At 67.9% G+C, this 23,774-nt stretch carries 21 protein-coding genes and 1 riboswitch; of the genes, 9 read left to right on the forward strand and 12 right to left on the reverse strand.

From position 1 onward, the window contains the following. Nucleotides 1-120 precede the first annotated feature (120 nt). The 4 genes from ACFVBH_RS14485 (at nucleotide 121) to bluB (ending at nucleotide 5,213) form a co-directional block, all read left to right on the forward strand. Entirely contained in the window at nucleotides 121-1,281 is a 1,161-nt protein-coding gene (locus ACFVBH_RS14485; protein ID WP_354987356.1) for a ferredoxin reductase, read from the forward strand. 182 nt (nucleotides 1,282-1,463) lie between these two features. Then, a complete protein-coding gene (locus ACFVBH_RS14490; RefSeq protein WP_354987355.1) occupies nucleotides 1,464-2,909 on the forward strand; it encodes a fatty acid desaturase in 1,446 nt (481 codons plus the stop codon). 95 nt (nucleotides 2,910-3,004) lie between these two features. Continuing rightward, nucleotides 3,005-4,255, forward strand: a complete 1,251-nt coding sequence (locus ACFVBH_RS14495) for a fatty acid desaturase family protein (RefSeq protein WP_379002041.1) — start codon at nucleotides 3,005-3,007, stop codon at nucleotides 4,253-4,255. A gap of 319 nt (nucleotides 4,256-4,574) precedes the next feature. Next, a complete protein-coding gene (gene bluB / locus ACFVBH_RS14500; protein WP_379002042.1) occupies nucleotides 4,575-5,213 on the forward strand; it encodes a 5,6-dimethylbenzimidazole synthase in 639 nt (212 codons plus the stop codon). A 373-nt stretch (nucleotides 5,214-5,586) separates the two neighbouring features. On the opposite strand, the gene ACFVBH_RS14505 is transcribed toward bluB, so the two are convergent. From ACFVBH_RS14505 to ACFVBH_RS14535, 7 genes are all read right to left on the reverse strand, one after another. Further along, nucleotides 5,587-6,879 carry an acetyl-CoA C-acyltransferase gene (locus tag ACFVBH_RS14505; RefSeq protein WP_379002043.1) on the reverse strand — a complete coding sequence of 431 codons (1,293 nt, stop codon included), beginning with the start codon at nucleotides 6,877-6,879 and terminating at the stop codon, nucleotides 5,587-5,589. Between the two features lie 239 nt (nucleotides 6,880-7,118). After that, nucleotides 7,119-7,796, reverse strand: a complete 678-nt coding sequence (gene hpf, locus ACFVBH_RS14510) for a ribosome hibernation-promoting factor, HPF/YfiA family (RefSeq protein ID WP_379002783.1) — start codon at nucleotides 7,794-7,796, stop codon at nucleotides 7,119-7,121. Nucleotides 7,797-8,026: 230 nt separating this feature from the next. Continuing rightward, nucleotides 8,027-8,683 carry a ComF family protein gene (locus ACFVBH_RS14515; RefSeq protein ID WP_379002044.1) on the reverse strand — a complete coding sequence of 219 codons (657 nt, stop codon included), beginning with the start codon at nucleotides 8,681-8,683 and terminating at the stop codon, nucleotides 8,027-8,029. A gap of 15 nt (nucleotides 8,684-8,698) precedes the next feature. Next, entirely contained in the window at nucleotides 8,699-10,507 is a 1,809-nt protein-coding gene (lpqB, locus tag ACFVBH_RS14520) for an MtrAB system accessory lipoprotein LpqB (protein WP_354987349.1), read from the reverse strand. Then, nucleotides 10,504-12,585 (reverse strand): MtrAB system histidine kinase MtrB, encoded by a 2,082-nt coding sequence (gene mtrB / locus ACFVBH_RS14525; RefSeq protein WP_379002045.1) that lies wholly within the window; start codon nucleotides 12,583-12,585, stop codon nucleotides 10,504-10,506. Before mtrB ends, lpqB begins: the two co-directional genes overlap by 4 nt. Beyond that, nucleotides 12,582-13,259, reverse strand: a complete 678-nt coding sequence (gene mtrA / locus ACFVBH_RS14530; RefSeq protein ID WP_029931579.1) for an MtrAB system response regulator MtrA — start codon at nucleotides 13,257-13,259, stop codon at nucleotides 12,582-12,584. Before mtrA ends, mtrB begins: the two co-directional genes overlap by 4 nt. A 77-nt stretch (nucleotides 13,260-13,336) precedes the next feature. Beyond that, on the reverse strand, nucleotides 13,337-13,984 hold the full coding sequence (locus ACFVBH_RS14535) for a dTMP kinase (RefSeq protein ID WP_354987348.1): 648 nt from the start codon (nucleotides 13,982-13,984) through the stop codon (nucleotides 13,337-13,339). A 502-nt stretch (nucleotides 13,985-14,486) separates the two neighbouring features. Between ACFVBH_RS14535 and ACFVBH_RS14540 the strand changes: the two genes are divergently transcribed. Beyond that, on the forward strand, nucleotides 14,487-14,762 hold the full coding sequence (locus tag ACFVBH_RS14540; protein ID WP_354987347.1) for a hypothetical protein: 276 nt from the start codon (nucleotides 14,487-14,489) through the stop codon (nucleotides 14,760-14,762). 171 nt (nucleotides 14,763-14,933) lie between these two features. Here the strand turns inward: ACFVBH_RS14540 and ahcY are convergent, their stop codons facing one another. From ahcY to ACFVBH_RS14560, 4 genes are all read right to left on the reverse strand, one after another. Further along, a complete protein-coding gene (gene ahcY, locus ACFVBH_RS14545) occupies nucleotides 14,934-16,409 on the reverse strand; it encodes an adenosylhomocysteinase (protein ID WP_354987346.1) in 1,476 nt (491 codons plus the stop codon). A 170-nt stretch (nucleotides 16,410-16,579) separates the two neighbouring features. Beyond that, nucleotides 16,580-17,665 (reverse strand): alkane 1-monooxygenase, encoded by a 1,086-nt coding sequence (locus tag ACFVBH_RS14550; protein ID WP_354987345.1) that lies wholly within the window; start codon nucleotides 17,663-17,665, stop codon nucleotides 16,580-16,582. 260 nt (nucleotides 17,666-17,925) lie between these two features. Further along, on the reverse strand, nucleotides 17,926-18,618 hold the full coding sequence (locus ACFVBH_RS14555; RefSeq protein WP_379002046.1) for a response regulator: 693 nt from the start codon (nucleotides 18,616-18,618) through the stop codon (nucleotides 17,926-17,928). After that, nucleotides 18,615-20,195, reverse strand: a complete 1,581-nt coding sequence (locus ACFVBH_RS14560; protein WP_379002047.1) for an ATP-binding protein — start codon at nucleotides 20,193-20,195, stop codon at nucleotides 18,615-18,617. The genes ACFVBH_RS14555 and ACFVBH_RS14560 overlap by 4 nt, the downstream gene beginning before the upstream one ends. Before the next feature lie 164 nt (nucleotides 20,196-20,359). On the opposite strand from ACFVBH_RS14560, the gene ACFVBH_RS14565 reads away from it, so the two are divergent. The 4 genes from ACFVBH_RS14565 to ACFVBH_RS14580 all read left to right on the forward strand — a co-directional run bounded on the left by ACFVBH_RS14565 (nucleotide 20,360) and on the right by ACFVBH_RS14580 (nucleotide 22,865). Continuing rightward, the gene (locus ACFVBH_RS14565) at nucleotides 20,360-21,778 is read left to right on the forward strand and encodes a cation:dicarboxylate symporter family transporter (RefSeq protein WP_379002048.1); all 1,419 of its coding nucleotides are present in this window, start codon (nucleotides 20,360-20,362) and stop codon (nucleotides 21,776-21,778) included. Nucleotides 21,779-21,971: 193 nt separating this feature from the next. Next, nucleotides 21,972-22,454 carry a type II toxin-antitoxin system Phd/YefM family antitoxin gene (locus ACFVBH_RS14570; RefSeq protein ID WP_379002049.1) on the forward strand — a complete coding sequence of 161 codons (483 nt, stop codon included), beginning with the start codon at nucleotides 21,972-21,974 and terminating at the stop codon, nucleotides 22,452-22,454. Between the two features lie 3 nt (nucleotides 22,455-22,457). Next, complete coding sequence (locus ACFVBH_RS14575) at nucleotides 22,458-22,727, forward strand: Txe/YoeB family addiction module toxin (protein ID WP_379002050.1); 270 nt, start codon at nucleotides 22,458-22,460, stop codon at nucleotides 22,725-22,727. A gap of 9 nt (nucleotides 22,728-22,736) precedes the next feature. Further along, nucleotides 22,737-22,865: a hypothetical protein gene (locus ACFVBH_RS14580; protein WP_354987341.1), complete on the forward strand. Its 129-nt coding sequence runs from the start codon at nucleotides 22,737-22,739 to the stop codon at nucleotides 22,863-22,865. Nucleotides 22,866-22,909: 44 nt separating this feature from the next. Here the strand turns inward: ACFVBH_RS14580 and ACFVBH_RS14585 are convergent, their stop codons facing one another. Next, the gene (locus ACFVBH_RS14585; RefSeq protein WP_354987340.1) at nucleotides 22,910-23,356 is read right to left on the reverse strand and encodes a 6,7-dimethyl-8-ribityllumazine synthase; all 447 of its coding nucleotides are present in this window, start codon (nucleotides 23,354-23,356) and stop codon (nucleotides 22,910-22,912) included. Between the two features lie 77 nt (nucleotides 23,357-23,433). Next, a riboswitch (FMN riboswitch) is annotated at nucleotides 23,434-23,599 on the reverse strand. Nucleotides 23,600-23,774 lie beyond the last annotated feature (175 nt).

Raw genomic sequence — 23,774 nt, forward strand, 5'->3', positions numbered from 1 at the left:
ACGCGCCGCGCCGGGGCGGGCAGCGACGACGCTGACTCGCAGAGCCAGCGGCTCCGATTTCGGGCCGCATCTGAACGAACTGCGCTACGAGCGCTCGACCGACAGGAAATTGTCCGGATCATGGCTTCGAAGACTTCGGGTTTCTCCATGCGGGGACTCCGGGAATGGCTGGAGGCGCCGGTCGCCGAAGGCGCCACCGCGGGACGCACCAGGCTGAACGCGCTGCGTGGCGCGGCAGCCCGGGTCACCACCCCGCTGCTGCCCGACGACTACCTGCATCTGGTGAATCCGCTGTGGTCCGCGCGCGAGCTGCGCGGGCGGATCGTGGCGGTGCGCAAGGAGACCGCGGACTCGGTCACGCTGGTGATCAAGCCGGGCTGGGGTTTCGATTTCAAGTTCGAGCCGGGGCAGTACATCGGCATCGGCGTGCTGGTGGGCGGGCGCTGGCACTGGCGGTCGTATTCGCTGACCTGTCCCCCGGATTGGACCGACCCCGAGCACAAGTCGAAGCGGCTGATCTCCATCGCCGTCAAGGCGATGCCGGAGGGTTTCCTGTCCAGCCATCTGGTCAACGGCGTGGCCGTGGGCAGCATCGTGCGACTGGCCGCGCCGCAGGGCGGCTTCGTGCTGCCCGAGCCGCCGCCGGCCAAGACGCTGTTCCTGACCGCGGGTTCGGGCATCACCCCCGTGATGGCCATGCTGCGCACCATGGATCGGCGCGGCGTGGTGCCGGACGTGGTGCACGTGCATTCCGCGCGCACGCCCGAGGACGTCATGTTCGCCGCGGATCTGCGCGGCCTGCACGACCGGCATCCGAGTTTCCATTCGTACCAGCACTTCACGGGCGAGCACGGCAAGTTCTCGCTCGCCGAACTCGATGCGAAGGTGCCGGACTGGCGCGAGCGCGACACCTGGGCATGCGGTCCGGCGGGCATGCTCGATGAGATCGAAAAGCATTGGGAGGCAGCCGAAATCCCGGAGCGGCTGCACGTGGAGCGGTTCGAGATCGCGCGTTCGGCGACCGGCGAGGGCGGCACCGTCACCTTCGGCCGCACCGGCCGCGCGGTCGAGGTGGACGGCGCGACCACGCTGCTGCAGGCCGGTGAGGGCGCGGGCGTGCAGATGCCGTTCGGCTGCCGCATGGGCATCTGCCAGACCTGCGTGGTCACCGTGACCGACGGTCATGTGCGCGATCTGCGCAACGGCAACGAGCATCGCGCCGGCGACAAGGTGCAGACCTGCATCTCGGCCGCCGCGGGCGACTGCACCCTGGACGTCTGACCAGTATGCCGGGCGCGACCTGTGACACACCGAGGGGCGGTACCGCATCACACGCGGTAACCGCTTGCGGCACCCGAGCCCGGGACCGGATACCCTCGATGGCAGTCGACACGGTTCGCGCCCGGCTCGGAGCGAACCCGCGCCGTACAGCGGCGTAATTCGAAATACGGAAGGACCCGCCGGTGGCCATCACCGACATCAAGGCGTTCTCCCATCTCACGGCGGCCGATATCGAGACCCTGGGACAGGAACTCGACACCATTCGCCGGAATGTGGAGCAATCGCTAGGCGAGCGCGATGCCAAATACATCCGGCGCACCATCGCCGCCCAGCGCGTGCTGGAAGCGGCGGGTCGCGCCACCCTCTTCGCATCCAAGAATCGCTGGGCCTGGCTCGGCGGCACCGCCCTGCTCTCGGTGGCCAAGATCATCGAGAACATGGAGCTCGGGCACAACATCAGCCACGGGCAATGGGATTGGATGAACGACCCGGAGATCCACTCCACCTCGTGGGAGTGGGACATGACGGGCACCTCCGCGCAGTGGAAACGCGCGCACAACTACTCGCACCACACCTATACCAACATCGTCGGCATGGATGACGATGTGGGCTTCGGCATTCTGCGCATGACCCGCGACGAAGAGTGGAAGCCCATCAATCTCTTTCAGCCCGTGGGCAATCTGGTGCTCGCCGCGCTGTTCGAATGGGGCATCGCGCTGCACGATCTCGCCGCCGTCAAAGAGCAGCTGGGCGTGGCCGGGCAGAAGTGGACCGAGCCGGACAAGGACTTCCTGCGCAAGGCCGGTAAACAGGTCGTCAAGGATTTCGTCATCTACCCGGCCCTCACCGGTCCGGCGTGGAAGTCGACCCTCAAGGCGAACGCCACCGCCAATCTGGTCCGCAACCTGTGGGCCTACGCGGTGATCTTCTGCGGCCATTTCCCGGACGGCGCGGAGAAGTTCACCGAGGAACAGTTCGAGAACGAGACCCAGGGCGAGTGGTACCTGCGGCAGATGCTGGGCAGCGCCAATTTCGAGGCGGGGCCGGCCATGGCGTTCATGAGCGGCAACCTCAGCTTCCAGATCGAACACCATCTGTTCCCGGACATTCCGAGTAATCGGTATGCCGAGGTCTCGGTGAAGGTCAAGGATCTCTGCGACAAGTACGACCTGCCGTACACCACCGGCTCGCTGGGCAAGCAATACCTGTTGGCGTTCCGCACCATTCACAAACTGGCACTGCCGGACAAGTGGCTGAAGCGGACGTCCGACGATGCGCCGGAGACCTCGTCCGAACGCAAGTTCGTCGGCGTCACCCTGCCGTCGCTGCCGCATATGCCACATATGCCGGCGATGCCGTCCATGCCCTCGATTCCGAACGAGGCCAGTGAATGGCTGGCCGAGCATCATTTCACCGGCATCGACCCGGTGACGGGTCAGCGGCGCGGGCTGCGCTCGGCCATGCAGGAAGCCAAGGTTGCGCTGAAAGAGAAGGCGCAGCACGAAAAGCAGATCCTGCGCGAGGCGAAGGCGTCGCTGCAGGAAAAGGCCCGGGCCGAGAAGGCGCTGCTGCGCGAGAAGGCCGGGCGCAAGCACATCCTCCCGAAGTTCCTGCGCCGCAACGCATAGCAGAGCGAAGTGTCGAATACAATGCGGTATTCGACACGTTCGGGATTCAAGAGCTCGTAACCTACGGAGCCGTAACCTACGGTATCGTAGGCCGTATGGCGATATCGGATGTCAAGGAATACGCACACCTCACCCCGGAAGATGTCGAAGCTATCGGCGCAGAGCTCGACGCCATCCGCCGCGAAATCGAATCTTCCCGGGGTGAACACGACGCCCGCTATATCCGCAATGTCATCCGCCTGCAGCGCGCCCTCGAAATCAGCGGGCGCGGTGTGCTTTTCTTCAGTCTTTTCCCGCCCGCCTGGTTCACCGGCGCGGCCCTGCTCGGCGCGGCCAAGATCATCGAAAATATGGAGATCGGCCACAATGTCATGCACGGGCAATGGGATTGGATGAACGACCCGGAAATCCACTCCACCTCATGGGAATGGGACAACGCCGGGCCCTCGGAGCACTGGAAGATCACCCATAACTTCCTGCACCACAAGTACACCAACGTGCTCGGCATGGACGACGACATCGGCTACGGCCTGCTGCGCGTCACCCGCGATCAGCGCTGGTCCCCCTTCTATCTCGGGCAGCCGCTGTACAACCTGCTGCTGCAGAGCTTCTTCGAATACGGCGTCGCCATCCAGCATCTGGAGCTCGGCAAGGTCGCGAAGAAGAAGTGGGCCAAGGACTCCCCCGAGTGGAAGCAGTTCGAGGCCGACCGCACCCTGGTGCTCAAGAAGATCGGCAAGCAGGCGGGCAAGGACTACCTGCTGTTCCCGCTGCTGACCGGTCCCGCGTTCTTCGGCACGCTGACCGCGAACCTGGCCGCCAACGTGATTCGCAACGTGTGGACCAACGCGGTCATCTTCTGCGGCCACTTCCCCGACGGCGCCGAGAAGTTCACCAAGCACGACGTGCTCACCGAGACCCAGGGCGAGTGGTACCTGCGCCAGATGCTGGGCAGCGCGAACATCGATGGCGGCAAGCTGCTGCACTTCATGTCCGGCAACCTGAGCCATCAGATCGAGCACCACCTGTTCCCCGACCTACCCTCGAACCGCCTGGCGTCCATCGCGGTTCGCGTGCGCGCCATGTGCGACAAGTACGACCTGCCGTACACCAGCGGTTCGCTGCCGGTGCAGTACTTCAAGTCGTGGCGCACCATCATGAAGCTGTCGCTGCCCAACAAGTACCTGAGCCGCAGCACCCACGACGCGCCGGAAACCAAGTCGGAGAAGGCGTTCGGCGGCGTGGCCACCATCGATCCGTCGACCGGCCGCCGCTCGGGCCTGCGCACCGCGCTGGCCGCGGGCAAGCGCCGCATCACCGGCAAGGAGCCCGCGCTCGTCGGCTGAGCCGGATTCCGGCTCGCCACAAAGCCTTCGACAGTGCCCCCGCCGTGACGGCGGGGGCACTGTCGTCTGCGTACGCGTGATCGAGCGGCAGAAGGTGAAGGCGGGTGGCAGCAGCCGGGGCGGCGCGACATCTCGCCGACATCGACCACCGCGAAGCACTCCCCCGAGCAATCCACATCCGGTGGAGCACCGGGCGGAGACAGCGGAGGCCGGGGGGCGGCGGTGATTCGCCATCGCGGCGGGCCCGCGGGGTGCCGGACACGGCGGCGGGTGCGCCTGGTTCACTGGGGCCGTGTGTTCCGAAGGTCCGATTGCCCCCGTGGAATGTCCCAGCGTCTACGACGCCATTCGCCTGCGCCGCGATGTGCGCGCGGAGTTCACCGGCGAAGTCGTGGACGATGACACCCTGCTGCGCATCCTCGATGCCGCCCATCGCGCACCCAGCGTCGGCAATTCCATGCCCTGGGACTTCACCGTCATCCGTGACCCGGCGATGCTGACCAAGTTCGCCGACCACGTCGCGGACAAGCGCCGCGAGTTCCACGCGGGCCTGCCCGCCGACCGCGCGGACACCTTCGACCCGATCAAGATCGAAGGCATCACCGAGTCCGGCACCGGGATCGTGGTCACCCACAACCAGTCTCGCGGCGGCGCCCACGTGCTGGGCCGCGCGAGCGTCCCCGAGACCGGCATCTACTCCACGATCCTCGCGATCCAGAACCTCTGGCTCGCCGCGACCGCCGAGAACGTAGGCGTCGGCTGGGTCAGCTTCTACGACACCCCGGTCCTGGCCGACCTGCTGAACCTGCCCGACCACGTGAAACCGGTCGCCTGGCTCTGCGTCGGCCCGGTCGAGAAGTTCCAGGAGGTCCCCGACCTGGAACGCTTCGGCTGGCGCACCCGCCGCCCCCTGGAGTCCGCCGTCCACTGGGAGCGTTTCACCGACCGCGACGCCTGAACGCCCGTCCCCGAAGCCCGCGCTCCGCACCGGCGCGTTCCGGGCAGCCCTGCGCCGATGAGAAGGGCTGCCTGCCGCCGCGGCCGTATCGACCTGTCCCGCTGCGCAACCCGGCCCCCTCGGCGCATGGATATCGGAGATGTTCTCGGCTTCCGTCACTCGTCTTGCCGGTTGTGTCCGCCGCCGAGACGGTGATCTCGGTCGCCGACGACGCGGCGCGGCCCTCGGGCTGTGCCGCCGGCCTCGTTCGGCATCTCGCCGCGGCCTCGGCTCTTATCGTCCGTCGGCAGCCGTCGGGCGGATGCGTGATGAGTCCGTTCGGTGGCGCGGGGGTCGCCCCGTCGCGCGTGCGGGATGGGGCGACCGGGCCGGGTCAGACGCGTTCCAGGACCGCCGACGCACCGATGCCGCCTGCCGCGCAGATGCCGAGCAGGGCGGTCGACTTGCCGGTGCGGTGGAGCTCGTTCGCCATCGTCGTCACCATGCGGGCGCCGGTCGCGCCGAAGGGGTGGCCGAGGGAGACCGAGCCGCCGTGCACGTTGAGCTGCGCGGGGTCGATCTCGCCGACGGCGGTGTCGCGGTCCAGGCGGGTCTTGGCCCACTCGTCGCTGGCCAGGGCCGTCACCACCGAGAGGGTCTGGGCGGCGAACGCCTCGTGGATGTCGACCAGGTCGACGTCGGCCAGGGACAGGCCGGCCTTGTCCAGGGCGCGCGGCATCGAGATCGCGGGGCCGATCAGGACCTGGTCGCGGGGATCGACGCTGACGTAGCTCCAGGAACGGAAGGCCGCGAGGGGGGTGAGGCCGAGGGCGCGGGCCTTCTCCTCGCTCATCAGCAGGACCGCGGACGCGCCGTCGGTGAGCGGGCTCGCGTTGCCCGCGGTGACGGTGCCGCCCTTGGCGAAAACCGGTGCGAGGGAAGCGAGTTTCTCGACGCTGGTGCCGGGGCGCACCAGGCCGTCGCGATCGACGACCTTGCCCTCGGGGGTGGTCACCGACAGCACCTCGTCGGCGAAGCGGCCGGAGTCGATGGCCGCGGCGGCGCGGTGGTGCGAGCGCGCGGCGAACTCGTCCTGCGCGGCGCGCGAGATGCCGTGGATGCGCGCCATCTTCTCGGCGCTCTCACCCATGACCTCGCCGGTGGTGCGCTCCTCGATCTTGGGCCGGCGCGGCACCAGGTCGTAGAAGGGCGCGAGCTGCGCGGCGGCGGCCAGGTAGTCCTTGGCCTTGGGCTTGCCCAGGGCCAGGGGCGCGGCCGCGTGCACCATCTTCTGCGGGAGCTTCACCTCGGCGTTGCTGGTGGAATCGCTGCCGCCGGCGATCATGATGTCGTACTCGCCGCGCTCGATGGCGGCCGCGGCCGAGGTCACGGCCTGCAGGCCCGAGGCGCACGCGCGCGTGACGGTGTAGCCCTCGCACCCGGGATCGAGCTGGAGATCCAGCGCGATCTCGCGCGCGATGTTGGGCGCACCGCTGGGCAGGATCACCCCGCCCCACACGATGGCCTGCACGGCGGCCTTGTCCAGCCCACTGCGCTCGAGCAACCCGGCGACCGCGATGTCGGCCAGGTCGATGGAGTCCATCCGGGTGAAGTCCCCGAATGCCCGCACGAACGGGGTCCGAACGCCGGAGACGATGACGGCACGGCGAGCGCCCTTGGAAGCCATGGTGATTTCCCTTCGAGAATGCCTGGCCATCAAACTTACCGCGAGGTAAGAAAGAAAGCGATACACCTCGTAACAGGAAAATGCGCCGCCCCGAATGCGCCCGTACGACGCTGATTCCCCGCCGGCGAACATCGATTGCGGGGTCTCCCCACGACCTGCGACGGCCGCGGGGAGGCGAAAGATGAAGCCGGGGCCCGGTCGAGCCCCGGAGGAAGGAACGAACTGACGAGGGCTACCGGTTACGCGAGACGGATGATGCCGTAATCGAACGCGTGGCGACGGTAGACGACCGACGGTCGGTCGGTCTCCTTGTCCTGGAACAGGAAGAAATCGTGACCGACGAGCTCCATCTGGTAGAGGGCGTCGTCGACCGTCATGGGGATCGCGGGATGGGTCTTGGTGCGCACGACATGCCCCGGACCGGCGTTCTCGCCGTCCAGATCCTCGGGCGCGTGATCGTGTGCGTCGGACGACCCGTTCGACGACACGAACAGCGAATCATCGATCAGACCGGCGGTCGCTTGAGACACCGAGATGGGTGTCTTGTCCCCATGATGAACGCGACGACGATCCTTGAGCCGGCGTAAGCGGCCCTCCAGCCTCTCGACCGCCAGTTCCAGGGCGGCGTAGAAACTGTCCGCGCAGGCTTCGGCCCGGACGACCGGCCCCTTGCCGCGAGCGGTTATCTCGATTCGCTGGCAATTCTTGCGTTGACGACGGTTGGGTTCGTGGGTGAGTTCCACATCGAAGAGATAGATGGTCGGATCGAAGCGCTCCAAGCGAGAAAGCTTGTCCGCCACATGAACTCGGAAATGATCGGGCACTCCGCCCTCACCGAGTGTTCGTCCCTTGACGACGATCTCCGCCTGCTGGGCGGGGGCCGTCTTGTCTTCGGGTTCGAGAGCGTCTTCCAGCAGCACCGAAGTGACCGCGGACTTCGCTGAAGGTCGTGAAGAAGTCGTCACGCGTACCTCCCGGATCTGGCCGCACAAAGCCGCTCGTGCGGCGGGATTGAAACGTGTGCCGATCGAAATCGCTCGGCACATATGGTCCGAGGCGCCACCTCCAAACGTGCGGTTCGGGTGTCTGATCGCCACGCTAGTTCGCCAGCGACCTGTCCGCCAGTGTTCACGCAAATTTCGAAGAATCAAGCGTGGCAGGTAACCAGCGCGGCACGAACCGTCACTCCGGCCGCAGTGAGCGCACGGACCGATTCCGTCACTGTGGCACCGGTGGTCAACACGTCATCGATCAGCACTACCTCGGCATTTGCCGGAAATCGGGCCTGATTCGGGCGGCCGGGAGCCACTATGATTCGCCCGCGCAGATTGTGCTGGCGGTCGCCGCGGCCCAATCCGACCGAATCGCGCACACCGGCCCGCAGCCGCAACATTCGTACCGGTCGGCAATCGGATAGCCAACTCGCCGCGACGAACGCGGCACCCGTCACCGGGTCACCGCCGCGCCGGCGGGCCGCGCCGGCCCGGGTGGGCGCGGGGACCAAAATAAGCGGTCGCGCGCGATCGCGCAAAGTATCCAGCCCCCTGGCCAAGGCGAACCCCAGCGGCCCCGCCAGATCGGCCCGATGCCGTTCCTTGGCGGCCAGCACCGCGCGCCGGGGCGCACCGCGATAGGGCGCCAGCGCCCAGCACGGCACCCGGGGATCGGCGCGCGGGCGCAACCGGATCGGCGGACCGGACAGCGCCGCGGCGCAGTCCGCGCACCAGTCGGTGCCCGGTGTCCCGCACCCGCCGCAGGCGCGCGGCAGCATCAGATCGATCGCGCTCGCGAAGAACGCCCCCATCGATCCAGTGTGCGCCTAGCCGGGCAGCACCGGGACCGCATTGCCGCCCAGACCCGGAACTTCGCGCCAGTAGTACTCGCCGCCTTCGGGATTGCGGGTCAGCTCCAGCACCGCACGCGAATCGGCCACGTACTCGTTGTTCGGGGTCGCGACCACCACGCGCACCGGCGGGGTCAGGTTCTGGGTGGTCTGCGGCTGATACCCGGAGCCGTCCACCAGCACGGCCGCAACGGGGTCCACGTTGCCCTCTCGCGTCACGATGACGCGTTCGTCGGACTGCCAGTCGATCGACACCGCCGCGGTGCTCAGACCGACGGCCAGCGGCAGCGGCGAGGACAGCCGGAACTTGCCCCCGGGCTGGGGCACGACGACCGCGACGTACACCTTGCCGTTGGCGATGATGGCCGCGCGCGCCCCCGAGGGCGAGATCCGCAACTCGGTGATCGGCCCGCGCGGGGACTGCGCGCTGGAGTTGGCCACCGGCGCGGTCAGGTCGCTGATGTCCACGTCCTGCACCGACACGTTGCCGGTCGCGCGGTCGTGCACCGCGCGGATGACCCGTTCGCCGTCGACCACCGTCCAGGCCGAGCTGCCGTCCGCGGGCCAGCTCGGACGGGTGAAGGTGCCGCCGGTGGCGACCGGGAAACCCTGTCCGTCGTAGGTGCCGAAGATGAGCGTGCGGCCCGGTTCCGGCTCGGGGCGGCCGGATTTGGCGACCGCGGCGACCAGTCCGCCGTCCAGGGACAGCGCCACCGCCTCGAGGGTGTGCGTGGTGCCGAAGAAACCGGGGGCGGGCGCGATGCCGTTGTCGGTCACCGCGACCAGGGAGCCGTCGCGTACCGCGTGCAGCCCGGCGCGGTTGTGCGCCACCGCTTCCGGGCCCAGGACGTCGACGTCGGCGCGGGTCCATCCGGTGGTGGCGTAGCGCTCGTCGAGGGCCTTGCCGTCGGCCAGCAGCATGTACGGGCCGAGCACCTCGGCCCCGGCCAGGGTCAGCACGACCTGGGTCGCCAAGAGCTCCTTGGCTTTCGGGTCCAGCGCGCCCGCCCCGGCGAAGTCGATCTGCACCCCGCCGCCGCCGACACCGATGCCGTCGGTGTCACCGCCGGCGCTGGTGATGGGTCCGCGCAGGGTCACCGGCCCGGACAGCGGATTGCGCACCGCGGGCGCGAGCGCCTCCTGCGGACCCTCGGCGAGCAGCCCGAGCAGCTTCTGCGGCAGCTGATCCTTGCGGGTGGAGATCCAGCGCAGGTCCGGAACCATCGCGGCCCCGGCCAGATTGGGGAAGAACAGCGAGTACCGCTTGTAGGACTTGGCGAAGGCGGTCTGCTCCACGATGACGCCCGACGGCAGATCGTCCACCCGCCATTCGCCGTCGACCTTGATCAGTTCGACCTTGTTCTCCAGGGTGCCGTCGCTGGTGCGGTAGGAGCCGTCCGGCGCCAGTTCGCCGATCTTGCGGGCGCGGATGACGTAGGTGGCGGTGTCTGCGGTCCGCGATTCGCGCAGGGTGTCGGGCCGGTCCACGATGGTGGTGCCGGCGGCGTCGTCCCAGCGGACATTGGCCGCGGGCGAGAGGAATTGGCGGGCGGCCTGATGCCGATTGGTGGGATCGGCGGTGGCCTGCAGGAAATCGCGCAGCAGCTGATCGGGTTCGCGCCCGGAGATCGGCGGCTGCAGCTCGGCGCTGGTCGGCTGCCGTTCCAGGGTGCCCAGCGCCTGCGGCGCCGAGGAGTCGGGCAGATTCGCGCACGCGGTGGCGCTGAGCAGACAGCCCAGCACCAGCAGCGCCCGCACCAAGCGCGAGTTGCTGCCTTTCCTCATTGCCGTCCGTCTCCTGAGTCGGCGAGCACTGTGCCATCGGGTTTCTCGTCCGGTCCGGCGCCGCCCGCGCCGTTGCTGTCCGGGCTCGCGCCGCCGGGGTCGCCTTCGCCGGCGTCGTTCTCGGCGGCGGGGCTTTCGGCGGCGGAGTCCTCGGCAGCGGGGTGTTCGGCAGCGGCGTCTTCGGATTCCGGTTCGGAGCCTGTCGGATCGGGCCCGGCCTCGGGTAGGGCAGAAAGTCCCTCGCCCGACGGCACGAACAGCGGGATCGGGGTGATGCGGCCCGAACCGGTTTCCGCACCGTCCGAACCCGATGCGCCGGAATCGGATTCGGGCACCGCGCGCAGGATGCGGCCGGAGTCGGCCGGCTCCCCGGCCGCAGCCGCCCCGAAACCCGTTGCGGCCGGACCGGCGTCGGGCGCGGCGTCGGAATCCACCGTGCCGATGTCGAGGGCGAGCTGTTCGGCGGTGATGCCGCCGCGCAACTTGGGCGGTTCCAGCGGCAGCGGGCTCGAACCGAGTTTCTTGGTGCGCACCAGCGGCAGGGTGAGCCGGAAGCTCGCGCCGACGCCCATCTCGCCCCAGGCTTCGAGCTTGCCCTCGTGCAGGTTCGCGTCCTCCACGCTGATGGACAGGCCCAGACCGGTGCCGCCCGAACGCCGCATACGGGAGGGGTCCGAGCGCCAGAAGCGGTTGAACACCAGCTTCTCCTCGCCCGGGCGCAGGCCCACGCCCTGGTCGCGCACCACGATGGCGACCGCGTTGGCGTCGGTGTCCCCGCGCATGCGCATCAGGACGGGTTTGCCCTCGCTGTGGTCGATGGCGTTGGCGAGCAGATTGCGCAGCACACGTTCCACGCGGCGCGGATCCACTTCCGCGACAAGGGGTTCCTCGGGCATGTCGACGACGAGTTCGACGCCGGACTCCTTGGCCAGATGCCGCACCGTGGACACCGCGGCCCGCGCGCACATGCGCACGTCCAGCGATTCCACTTGGAGTTCGGCCACACCCGCGTCGTGCCTGGAGATTTCGAGCAGATCGTTGAGCAGGCCCTCGAAGCGATCGAGTTCGTTCACCAGCAGTTCGGCCGAGCGCGCGAGCGCGGGATCCAGGTCGTCGCTGGAGCCGTGGATGAGATCGGCGGCCATGCGGACCGTGGTCAGCGGCGTGCGCAGCTCATGGCTGACGTCGGAGGTGAAGCGGCGCTGCAGATTTCCGAACTCTTCGAGTTGGGTGATCTGGTTGGACAGACTCTCGGCCATCTCGTTGAACGACATGGCGAGCCTTGCCATGTCGTCCTCGCCGCGCACCAGCATGCGTTCCTTGAGGCGGCCGTCCGCGAAGCGCGAGGCGATGCGCGCCGCGGATCGAATGGGCAGCACCACCTGTCGCGTCACCAGGGCGGTGATGGCGGCCAGCAGGACCAGCAGCACGATGCCGCCGATGAGCATGGTGCCGCGCATGAGGTCGAGGCTGCGCTGTTCGTTGGTGAGCGGGAAGATCAGATAGATCTCCAGGCTCGGCACGTCGGTGGCGGGGCTGCCGATGATGAGGGCGCGCCCGCGGAAGCCGTCCGGATCCGAGACCGGCGCGAACTGGTAGCTGATCTGCCGTTCCTGCACGAAATGTCGCAGTTCCGGCGGGATTTCCTGGATCGGCCCGGCCGACAGCTCGGATTGACTGTCCCCGACCATGGCCAGCGCGGAGTTGTAACTGCCCGCCTCACCGCCGGATTGGGCGCCGCCGCCACCGGCCAGGGCGCGGCGGGCATCCTCCAGTCGGGCCAGCTGGGTGCTGGAATCGTGCACGCCGGTGAGCGTGGACTGCACCGTGTTTCGCGCACGGGCCATCTCCTCGACGGCCGCGTTGATCTTCGCGTCCAAGAGCCTGTCGGTGATCTGGGACGTGAGCACGACTCCGAGAATCGTGATCACGATCAGCGACAGGGTCAAGGTCGACACGACGACTCGCAACTGCAGCGAGCGCCGCCACACGTGGCCCAGTTGTTCTCCGCGAGTGCGGAACCAGGCCACCACTACTGCCAGCCACCGCTGTACGCGGTTTCTGGAGCCAGCGATCACGGCGGTCCGGCCTTGTAGCCCACGCCACGGACGGTGAGCACGATCTCCGGATTCTCGGGATCCTTCTCCACCTTGGCGCGCAACCGCTGCACGTGCACGTTGACCAGGCGGGTGTCGGCGGCGTGCCGGTAACCCCAGACCTGTTCGAGCAGGACTTCACGGGTGAACACCTGACGCGGCTTGCGCGCCAGTGCCACGAGTAGATCGAATTCCAAGGGAGTCAGCGAGATCTGCTGACCGCCGCGGGTCACCTTGTGCGCCGGCACGTCGATGACGATGTCCGCGATGGACAGAAGCTCTTGTGGCTCCTCCTCGGTACGGCGCAGGCGGGCACGCACGCGAGCGACGAGTTCCTTCGGCTTGAACGGCTTGACGATGTAATCGTCAGCGCCCGACTCCAACCCCAGGACGACGTCGACCGTGTCGGTCTTCGCCGTCAGCATCACGATGGGCACTCCCGAATCGGCACGCAGCACACGGCAGACGTCGATGCCGTTCATGCCGGGCAGCATGAGATCCAGCAACACGAGGTCCGGGCGCAGCTCCCGGACCGCGGTAAGCGCCTGTGTGCCGTCACCGACGACGTGAGGGTCGAATCCCTCACCCCGCAAGACGATCGTGAGCATCTCAGCGAGAGCCATATCGTCGTCGACGACCAGAATCTTGGGCTTCATAAGACTATGTTGTCACCTTCCCGGCTCCGATCAGGCCGCCACGCCAACACTCGTGACCTGTCGGCGCACATCCAACCCTATCCAGCAACGTTTTCCGCGATCCGCGCCGCCAGTGTTGCCGGATCGTCACCGGTCCGATGCGTCCACCATGTCCCGTGCCAGTTGATTTCGGCCAGTTCACGGTAGACCGTTCCGGTGCGCCGCTGGAGTCCACCGTCTTTTTCATAGGCGTCGAGCGCGCGCGTCGCGTCGGCCTCCCCGCGCGATCGAGCACGCTCCTCGGCAACATTAACCGGGACATCCAGCAGAATCTGCATATTCGGGACCGGAAGTCCGAAGCGCTCGAACTCCAATTCCGCGACCCAGGCGACGATTTCGCCCGTTGCGTCCTGTTCCAGCCGGGCGGCGGAATAGGCAGCATTGGAGGCCACGTAGCGGTCCAATAGCACGATGTCGTTGTCCGCCAGCAGTTTCGAGAGTTCGTCGCGCGCGTCGAAGCGATCGAGCGCGAACAGCAGCGCCATGGCGTTCACCGACGCGGCCACGTCGCCGTGCCCGCCCCGCAGCGCCTCGGCCGCCAGATCGGCGTGCACCGAGACCCCGTACCGCGGGAACGCGAGCGTGGCCACCCGCAGTCCACGTCCGGTCAGCTCGCCCACGACGGCCGTGGTGAGCGTGCGTTTACCCGCACCGTCGAGCCCTTCCACCGGAACCAGCACACCCATGATCGCGAGAGTACCGAATGATTGCCCGGGCAAACCGGGGCGGGCGTCCCCGCGCGAGCCCCGGAGCTCGACCTCGAGCGCCCCGGGGCGCCCGCAGAGCGCCCGGAGCGCGCGAGAGCGCCCCGGCCGGGCCGCGATTCACGGTCGCGAACGCCGGGGCCCGCAGAATTGGGGGCAGATGTTCAAAACGTAGTTGCTTCATAACCGGGTGCACGACCGGCGGATGTGGGTACAGTGCGACGCACACTCCCCCTGCAAGGAGAGCAACGCACTACAACCGGCCGGTCGCCTCACGGGTGACCGGCCGCGTGCTGCGTGCGGCCGGGGGCAGCCTCACCCGAAACGCGGCGGATCGCGTCGGTCAGGGCCACGGCCCGGGCAGGCGAGTCCGGTGCCCGATAGGCCCGATGCGCCAAACATGTCGAATTTTCGACGGTTTTTGAAATGTTGACGCTTCAGTTCTTGTAGGGTCCCACGCACTGTCCCCCGCAAGGAGCGCCCCATGAAATCTCGTCTTGCACACCAGATCCCGCGCGCGGCCGTCGGCGCGTTCGCCATCGCCGCGGTCATCTCCACCGCCGGCGTGGCCACCGCCGCACCCGTCGCGGCCCCGGCCGCGCCCGTGGCCGGGCCCAGCACCGGCTCGCTCGACTCCCTCTCGGGCACCGGTCAGTCGGGTTCGCTGGGCACCGGATCGAGCGCGAGCCAGCTGATCCAGGCGGCGCTGTGCACCCTGCAGGGCAAGCAGTGGATCCCGCTGCTGGACATCTGCATCTAGGCGGCTTCCGCCTCCGCGATGCGACGCGACCCCGGCTCGATCGGGGCGCGAAACGGCCGGTCACCCAGTGGGTGACCGGCCGTTCTCGACTCGGCGGCCGACCCGCGGTTCGACCCGCGGTCGTGCCGTGCGCGGTGCGCGCCGCCGTGATCCGGCGACGCGCGGCCGGGCTCAGTAGCGGTAGTGCTCGGGCTTGTACGGGCCCTCGACGTCCACGCCGATGTACTCGGCCTGGTCCTTGGTGAGCTTGGTCAGGGTGCCGCCGAGCGCCTCGACGTGGATCTTGGCGACCTTCTCGTCCAGGTGCTTGGGCAGGCGGTAGACCTCGTTGTCGTACTCCTCCGGCTTGGTCCACAGCTCGAGCTGCGCGATGACCTGGTTGGAGAACGAGTTCGACATGACGAACGAGGGGTGGCCGGTGGCGTTGCCCAGGTTCAGCAGGCGGCCCTCGGACAGCACGATGATCGAGCGACCCGTCTCCTTGAACGTCCACAGATCGACCTGCGGCTTGATGTTCAGCCGCTCGGCGCCCGAGGACTCCAGGGCCGCCATGTCGATCTCGTTGTCGAAGTGGCCGATGTTGCCCAGGATGGCCTGGCCCTTCATCGCCTTCATGTGATCGAGGGTGATGATGTCCTTGTTGCCGGTCGAGGTGACCACGATGTCGGCGTCGGCGATGGCCTGCTCGACGGTGACGACGTCGAAGCCGTCCATGAGCGCCTGCAGCGCGTTGATCGGGTCGATCTCGGTGACCTGCACGCGCGCGCCCTGGCCCTTGAGGGACTCGGCGCAGCCCTTGCCGACGTCGCCGTAGCCGCAGATCAGCACCTTCTTGCCGCCGATGAGCACATCGGTGCCGCGGTTGATGCCGTCGACGAGGGAGTGGCGGGTGCCGTACTTGTTGTCGAACTTGGACTTGGTGACCGAGTCGTTGACGTTGATCGCCGGGAAGCTCAGCTCACCCGCGGCGGCGAACTGGTACAGCCGCAGCACGCCGGTGGTGGTCTCCTCGGTGACGCCCTTGACCGAATCCGCGATCTTGCTCCACTTGGTGCCGTCGGACTCGAGGCTCGCGCGCAGCAGGTTCAGGAAGACCTTGTACTCGGCGGAGTGGGTCTCGTCCTCGGGCGGGACCACACCGGACTTCTCGAACTGCGCGCCGCGCAGCACCAGCATGGTGGCGTCGCCGCCGTCGTCCAGGATCATGTTGGCGGGCTCGCCCGGCCAGGTGAGCATCTGCTCGGCGGCCCACCAGTACTCCTCCAGGGTCTCGCCCTTCCAGGCGAAGACCGGGGTGCCCTTGGGCTCGTCCTCGGTGCCGTGCGGGCCGACGACGACGGCCGCGGCCGCGTGGTCCTGGGTGGAGAAGATGTTGCAGGAGGCCCAGCGGACCTCCGCGCCGAGATCCACGAGGGTCTCGATGAGCACGGCGGTCTGCACGGTCATGTGCAGCGAGCCGGAGATGCGGGCGCCGCGCAGCGGCTGCACCTCGGCGTACTCGCGACGCAGTGCCATCAGGCCCGGCATCTCGTGCTCGGCGAGCCGAATCTCCTTGCGGCCGAACTCGGCCTGCGACAGATCCGCCACCTTGTAATCGATCCCGTTGCGGACGTCGGCGGTCATCATGCTGGTCACTGCGGTCGTCATCTGCCTCTCCTGGTCGGCTGCTTCCCCCGCAAGGCTAGTCGGTGCGTTCGCACTTGCCCCCACCCACGGCAAAGCTCGCACCCGGTAGGGGTGCGAGCTTCGCTTTCACGACGTTCGCCGAACCCCGATGCCCTCCCCTGGTTCATCGGGACCGCGTGGCTGCCGCTGTGTCAGGCAACCGCCATGCCGTGCTGGGAGAGAATCCGCTCGCGCTTGCGCGGTTGGATGTTCGCCCGGGCGACGTCGCCCTCGTAGTGCGCCAGAAGCCGCGCGTCCATGACGTACCGCCACAGCGGCGGCACCAGCGCCAGCAGGATCATGGTGGCGTAGCCGGCCGGGAGTTGCGGCGCCTGCTCCGAACTGCGCAGGGTCTGATACCGGCGGCCCGGATTGGCGTGGTGATCGCTGTGCCGCTGCAGATGGAACAGGAAGATGTTGGTCACCAGGCGGTCGCTGTTCCAGCTGTCGCTCGGCGAGCAGCGCGCCCAGTTGCCGTTCGGTCGCCGGCGCCGCAGCAAACCGTAGTGCTCGACGTAGTTGACCGTTTCCAGCAGCGCGACCCCGACCACGGCCTGAATCACCAGGTAGGGCAGGATTTTCCAGCCGAATCCCAGCAGCAGCGCCCCGAAGAGCACCACGGACATCGACCAGGCCTGCAGGATGTGATTGCGGTAGTTCCACCAGCCGTGACCGCGCCGCTGCAGCCTGGCCTTTTCGATGCCGACCGCCGAGCGGAACCCGCCGATCACGCTGCGCGGCAGGAATCCCCACAGCGTCTCGCCCATGCGCGCGCTGGCCGGATCCTCGGGGGTCGCGACGCGGGCGTGATGGCCCTTGTTGTGCTCCACGAAGAAGTGGCCGTAGGCCGACTGTGCCAGCGCGAGTTTGGAGAGCCAGCGTTCGAGCCGCTCGACCCGGTGCCCGAGTTCGTGCGCGGCGTTGATGCCGATGCCGCTCACGAAGCCCAGGGTGGCCGCCAGGCCCAGCTTGTCCACCACCGACAGCTCGTCCCCGGCCCACATGATCGCCGCGATGATCAGCCCCGCCAGCTGGATCGGCAGGAACAGATAGGTGCACCACCGGTAGAACCGGTCGTTGCTGAGTAGTTCGTAATCCTCATCTCGCGGGTTGCTGCCGTCTTCCCCGACGACCCAGTCCAGTACCGGTATGACTATGAGAACGATGACCGGCCCGATCCACCAGAACACCTCTGCCTTCGTCCAATACACCAGCTGTGACGGCAACAGCGCACTCATCGGGGCGATGAGCCCCAGTACCCACAGGTGACGTTTGGGATCCGGCGAACCCGACCGTTTGCCGACCAATTGCACGTTTGCCCCGCTAATTAGATACCTCAAAAGTTCGCAGGTAGATATATACGTACCTTACGTCTGTTACACCACTGGCCCGACCCCGAAGGTGGCAACTGTTACATCGTGAGCAGTCACAACTCGGACAACTGACCATGTAACACGGGTCACCGCACATCACAGGCAAACCGGTGGTAAATCCGAACTCAGTGCAACCACGTGTAGCGAACTTGTGGCCGCCCGGTGCGACCGTAGTCGGTCCGCCGATCCACCACGCCGTCTTCGGCGAGACGTTCCAGGTATCGCCAGGCGGTAACCCGCGAAACGCCGACGACTCGCCCGCACTCCCCCGCCGACACTCCATCCGGCGACGCGCGGACCGCGCGGGATACTTCCGCCATCGTCTGTGGCGCAATGCCTTTCGGGGAGGTCGCGCGCGCGTCGGTGGTGCGCAGCGCACCGAATGCCCGGTCTATTTCCTGCTGCGACACCGCGGCCTCACCGGCGGGCAGCGCCGCCCGGTATTCGAGGTAGCGCTCGAGCTTCTCGCGGAACGCCGAAAACGTAAAGGGCTTCAGCAGATACAGCACGACGCCGTGCGCCACCGCCGCGCGCACCATCGCCAGATCGCGCGCGGAGGTGACCGCGATGACGTCCGGGCGCGGGCGCAGGCCCGCCAGCGCCGCCGCGGCCGCCAGACCGCTCATATCCGGTAAACCGATATCCATCAGCACCAGGTCGATGGATTCGTCACGCTTCTGTGACCTCGTGGCGGCGGTGACGGCCTCGCGCCCGGAGTGCGCGACCGCCGCCACCTCGAAGCCGGGAATTCGCTCCACGTAGGACTTGTGCGCGGCCGCGATGGCCCGGTCGTCCTCCACGATCAGTACCCGGATCATCGCGAGAACCGCACGATCACACCGGATTCCGGCTCGCGCTGGGCGCGCAGTTCGCCGCCGTGCCGGGCCACCAGGCGGCGGACCAGCGCCAATCCCAGACCGTGGTGGTCGGTTTTGGTGGAGTAGCCGCGCTCGGTGGCGCGGGTGAACACTTCCTCGGACATGCCCGGGCCGCTATCGGCCACGCGCACAAGGAGTTCGGTCGGTTCGCCGGGCTCCTGCGGCTCGTCGCGCCGGACCGTCACCTCGACCCAGGAGTCCTCGTCGTGCCCGACCGCGTCGAGGGCGTTGTCGATGAGATTGCCGAGCAGCGTGACCATTTCGTGCGCGGTGAGCGGGTCCGTGCTGTCCAGCAGGGTATCGCCGGTCACGGTCAGCTCCACCCCGTTCTCCGCGGCCTGTTCCACCTTGCCCAGCAGCAGCGCCACCACCGCCGGTTCGGCCACCGCGCCGGTGAGCCGGTCGATGAGCGCCTGGGAGAGTTCGAGTTCGGCGGTGGCGAAGGCCACCGCCTCGCGGGCGCGGCCGAGTTCGACCATGGTCACCACCGCGTGCAGCCGGTTGGCGGCCTCGTGCGCCTGCGCCCGCAGCGATTCGGCGAAGCCCCGCACCGAGTCCAATTCGCCGAGCACGTCGCCCAATTCGGTGTGATCGCGCAGGGTGAGGACGGTGCCCATGCGGCGGCCGTCGTGCTCGACCAGGTCCTGGTTCACCACCAGGACGCGATCCGGGGTCACGTGCATCTCGTCGCGCACGACGCCGGCGCCCAAGCGCTGCAGCGAGATCGGCAGATCGCCGCGCAGCACCGGGCCCTGGGCGGGCAGGTCGAGCAGCTTGCGGGCCTGGTCGTTGACCACGTCGGCGCGTTCGCCGGCCCTGTCGAACACCAGCAGGCCCTCGTGCACCGAGTGCAGGACGGCGTCGTGGTGCTCGTACATCCCGCGCAGTTCGGCCAGGGCCAGGCCGTGCGTCTGCCGTAAGAGCCTGCGCCGCAGCAGCAGTGCGCCGAGGGTCGCCAGCACGAGGCCGGTGGCGGCCACCGCCAGAATGGTCGGCAGCTGGCCGCGCACCTGATCGCCGATGTGCTCGCGGGTCACGCCCGCGGACACCAGCGCCACGACCGCGCCGCCCGCGTCGCGCACCGGGGTGACGGCGCGGATCGAGGGTCCCAGTGTGCCGGTGTAGGTCTCGGTGAAGGTCTCGCCCGCCACGGCGCGATCGATGGTGCCGCTGAACGGCTTTCCGATGCGGCTCGGATCGGTGTGCGTGTAGCGGGTGCGGTCCGGGGCCATGACCACCACGAAGTCCACGCCGGTGCGTTCGCGGATGCTCTCGGTCACCGGTTGCAGCGCCGACACCGGATCGGCGCCGCGCACCGCGGTCAGCGTGGAGGGCGCCTGCGCGAGGGTCACCGCGATGTCGGTGACGCGGTCGCGGGTGGCGTCGTCGTGCGCGGTGCGGGTCTGCAGCACCGCCAGCGCGGTGCCGATGCCGATCACCGCCGCCAGCACCACGAGCTGCACCGCGAACACCTGCCCGGCCAGCGTGCGCCGGGACTCCGTTCTTCGAACGCTCACCTGTGCCTCCGTGCCGCGTGAACTCGTGCCGCGTGAACAAAACTTACGAAACAGTGATCGGCGTCACCGCCCGGGTAATCATTCTTCACGAGCCGGTGTGAACGGGCTCACACCTTCGACTTCGGATCGGTATCGAAGACACTCGGAACGAGGAATCCACAGCGATGACGACAACCGCCACAGCAGAGCCGAACCCGCCGGGCCAGCCGGGAGCGGGCGCCGAACCCACGGGAGCCGCGACCCGGCGCGACCGCACCCACTGGCTGTACATGGCGGTCATCGTGGCGGTGGTGGCCGGCGTGCTGACCGGCTGGCTGGCGCCCGGCTTCGGCAAATCCGTCGGTGAACTGGGCACCCTGTTCGTGAACCTGATCAAGATGATGATCTCGCCGGTCATCTTCTGCACCATCGTGCTCGGCATCGGCTCGGTGCGGGCGGCAGCGCGGATCGGCAAGGTCGGCGGGCTGGCCATCGGCTACTTCCTGCTCATGTCCACCGCGGCGCTGGCCATCGGGCTGGTGGTGGGCAATCTGCTGCACCCGGGTAGCGGGCTGGATGTGGCGGGGCATGCCGGGGAGACCGCGAAGTACGTGAAGGACGCGCACAGTGCGGGCGGCACTTGGGATTTCGTCAAGGACATCGTGCCGACCACGCTGGTGTCCGGGCTGACCTCGGGCAAGGTGCTGCAGACGCTGTTCATCGCGCTGCTGGTCGGTTTCGCCATCCAGGCCATGGGCACGGCGGGTGAACCGCTGCTGCGCGGCGTCGCGCTGATCCAGAAGCTGGTGTTCCGGGTGCTCACCATGATCCTGTGGCTGGCGCCGATCGGCGCGTTCGGCGCGATCGCGAACGTGGTGGCGCGCACCGGGTTGGACGCGGTCAAGCAGTTGGCGCTGCTCATGGTGGCGTTCTATCTGACCTGCGTGGTGTTCGTGTTCGGGGTGCTGGGTGCGCTGCTGCGGGCCGCGGCCGGGGTGTCGATCTTCAAGCTGGTGCGCTATCTGGCGCGGGAGTATCTGCTGATCGTGGCGACCTCGTCGTCGGAGTCGGCGCTGCCGCGCCTGATCGCGAAGATGGAGCACCTCGGGGTGGAGCGCCCGACCGTGGGTGTGGTTGTGCCGACCGGCTATTCGTTCAATCTCGACGGCACCGCGATCTACCTGACCATGGCCACGCTGTTCGTCGCCGACGCGATGGGCCAGCCCCTGTCCTGGTCCGAGCAGCTGAGCCTGCTGGTGTTCATGATCGTCGCGTCGAAGGGTGCGGCGGGCGTGACCGGTGCGGGTCTGGCCACGCTGGCCGGCGGCATCCAGAGCCACCGCCCCGACCTGCTCGACGGCGTCGGCCTGATCGTCGGGATCGACAGGTTCATGTCCGAGGCCCGCGCGGTCACGAACTTCTCCGGCAACGCGGTCGCGACGGTGCTGATCGGCACCTGGACCAAAACGATCGATCCCCTCCGGGTGCAGGCGGTCCTGGACCGCCGCATCCCCTTCGACGAGACCACGATGGTCGACGACCACCCGGCCACCCCGGACCCGGTCCCCTCGGCCACCCCCGAAAAGAGCCTGATTCCCGCCTGAGCTGCCCAAATCTCGGTTGGAATCCGGAACCGCCGGCGCGCAGCCTGCACTGCGCGCCGGCGGCCTTCGCCTGTCCGGCTTCGATCGGCCCGCGTGCGGCGGCACTCGACCGGGGATCGATACTCGTACGACATGTTGTACGAGTACGACGTACGATAAGTCGTACAACTATCGTCACGAAGGAGTGGCCCAGATGCCCTCGCTCCCGATCTCCAAGGTTCGCGAAAACCTCTTCGGTCTCGTGAAACAGGTCAACGACGATCACAACACCCTCACAGTCGTCACCAAGACCGGCGAAAACGCGGTCCTGATCGCCGAGGCCGACTGGAACTCGCTCATGGAGACCCTGTACGTCCTGCAAACCCACGGCGGCATCCAGCTGCTGAAATCCGCCGCCGACGCGCGTGCGGGCCGCACCAGCGTCCACGCCCTCATCGACCCCGACGACGACGACGATGCGACGCCGGCCGAACTCATGCGGGTCGAACAGGTGACCGAGCAGATCGCACAGGCGATCCTGGGGCTGGGCGAACCCACGCTCACCCGTCTCATCCGGGACCGTGAAGTCCTGTACCAGCTCGTTGCACTACTGCTCGATGACGACGCGACCACAGAGTTCGCGCAAGAACTACTACAGCGGCATACGACGACAGGCAGCGCGAAACCCGGGGCGTGAGCAATGCCGGATCGCAAGCTGACCTTCACCGATCAAGGCTGGAAGAGCTACGAGAGCTGGCTCGCGCGCGACCGCCAGGTCCTCAAAGCTGCCAACAAGATGATCAACGCCGCGCTGTCCGACCCGTTCACCGGAATCGGAAAACCCGAGCCCTTGCGACACCAACTCGCCGGGCACTGGTCTCGGCGTATCACTCAGGAGCACCGGCTCATCTACTACGTGACCGACACCGAGATAGCGGTTGTCCAGGTCGGTGGCCACTATGACGAATGAGCCCTGCCCATGTCGCGCTCGCAGGTGAGCGCTCGCATCGCCGAGCAGGCGGGCGTATCGGTATCGACCGCGAGTTGCTTCGCGGCGACGCGTGATCGGCTGCCTGCCAACCTTTTTCGCTACCGCCGCAACGACTGAGGCCGGAATGCCGCTGCGCGGTGTGCACCGCGCAGCGGCAGCTGTCAGTTCGCGGCGACCGGCTCCAGGGCCAGGGTGGCGGCGATCGCGTTGGCCAGCTCGGTGCCCTTCACCACGAAGTGGCGGGTGAAGTAGTCGCGGTGTTCGGCGTGCTCGTGGAAGTGGTGCGGGGTAAGGACCGCGGAGAACACCGGGACGTCGGTGTCGAGCTGCACCCGCATGAGGGCGTCGACGACGGTGCCCGCGACGAAGTCGTGGCGGTAGATGCCGCCGTCGACGACCAGCGCGAGGCCGGCGATCGCCGCGTAGCGGCCGCTGGTGGCCAAACGCTTTGCCTGCAGGGGAATTTCGAAGGCGCCGGGCACCTCGATGACGTCGATCTCGTAACCCCGGTCCGCGAGCCCGATGCGGGCGGCCTCCACGGCCTGCCCGACGATCTCGCTGTGCCACTGCGCGGCGACCAGAGCGATTCGGCTAGAGATGGGTGACATGTCCTGCTCCTGTTCGTGTTGTCACCCAGGGCAAGACGGCACGGCCGGCCCGCCGCCGCAGCGGAGGTACGCCCGTGTCGCGTTCTCTTCCATCCGGACTATGACCGTCGGCTCCGGGTTCACACCGGAATCTGCTGACCCGCCCTGTCCGAGGACAACGCGGCGCTCGCGGGCCCGTGCGCCCGGGTCGGTCCGGACACCATCACCGCCGGTAGGGACTTCCACCCCGCCCTGAGAACGTGTACCCACCAAACTCTATGCGCTCACATACTCCCGATCAACACGGACTCCACTCTGTGGAAACGACCCCCGCCCACCGGGCCGGAACCCGCGGGGTTACCCGCCGGCGGCTCCACCCCTCCGCGCCAGGTCCCGCGCGATCGGCCCGGCAGCGCCCGCACCGCCTCCCGCACCCGAT

The organism is Nocardia sp. NPDC057668, assembly GCF_042799795.1.
In the GTDB taxonomy this organism is placed as follows: domain Bacteria; phylum Actinomycetota; class Actinomycetes; order Mycobacteriales; family Mycobacteriaceae; genus Nocardia.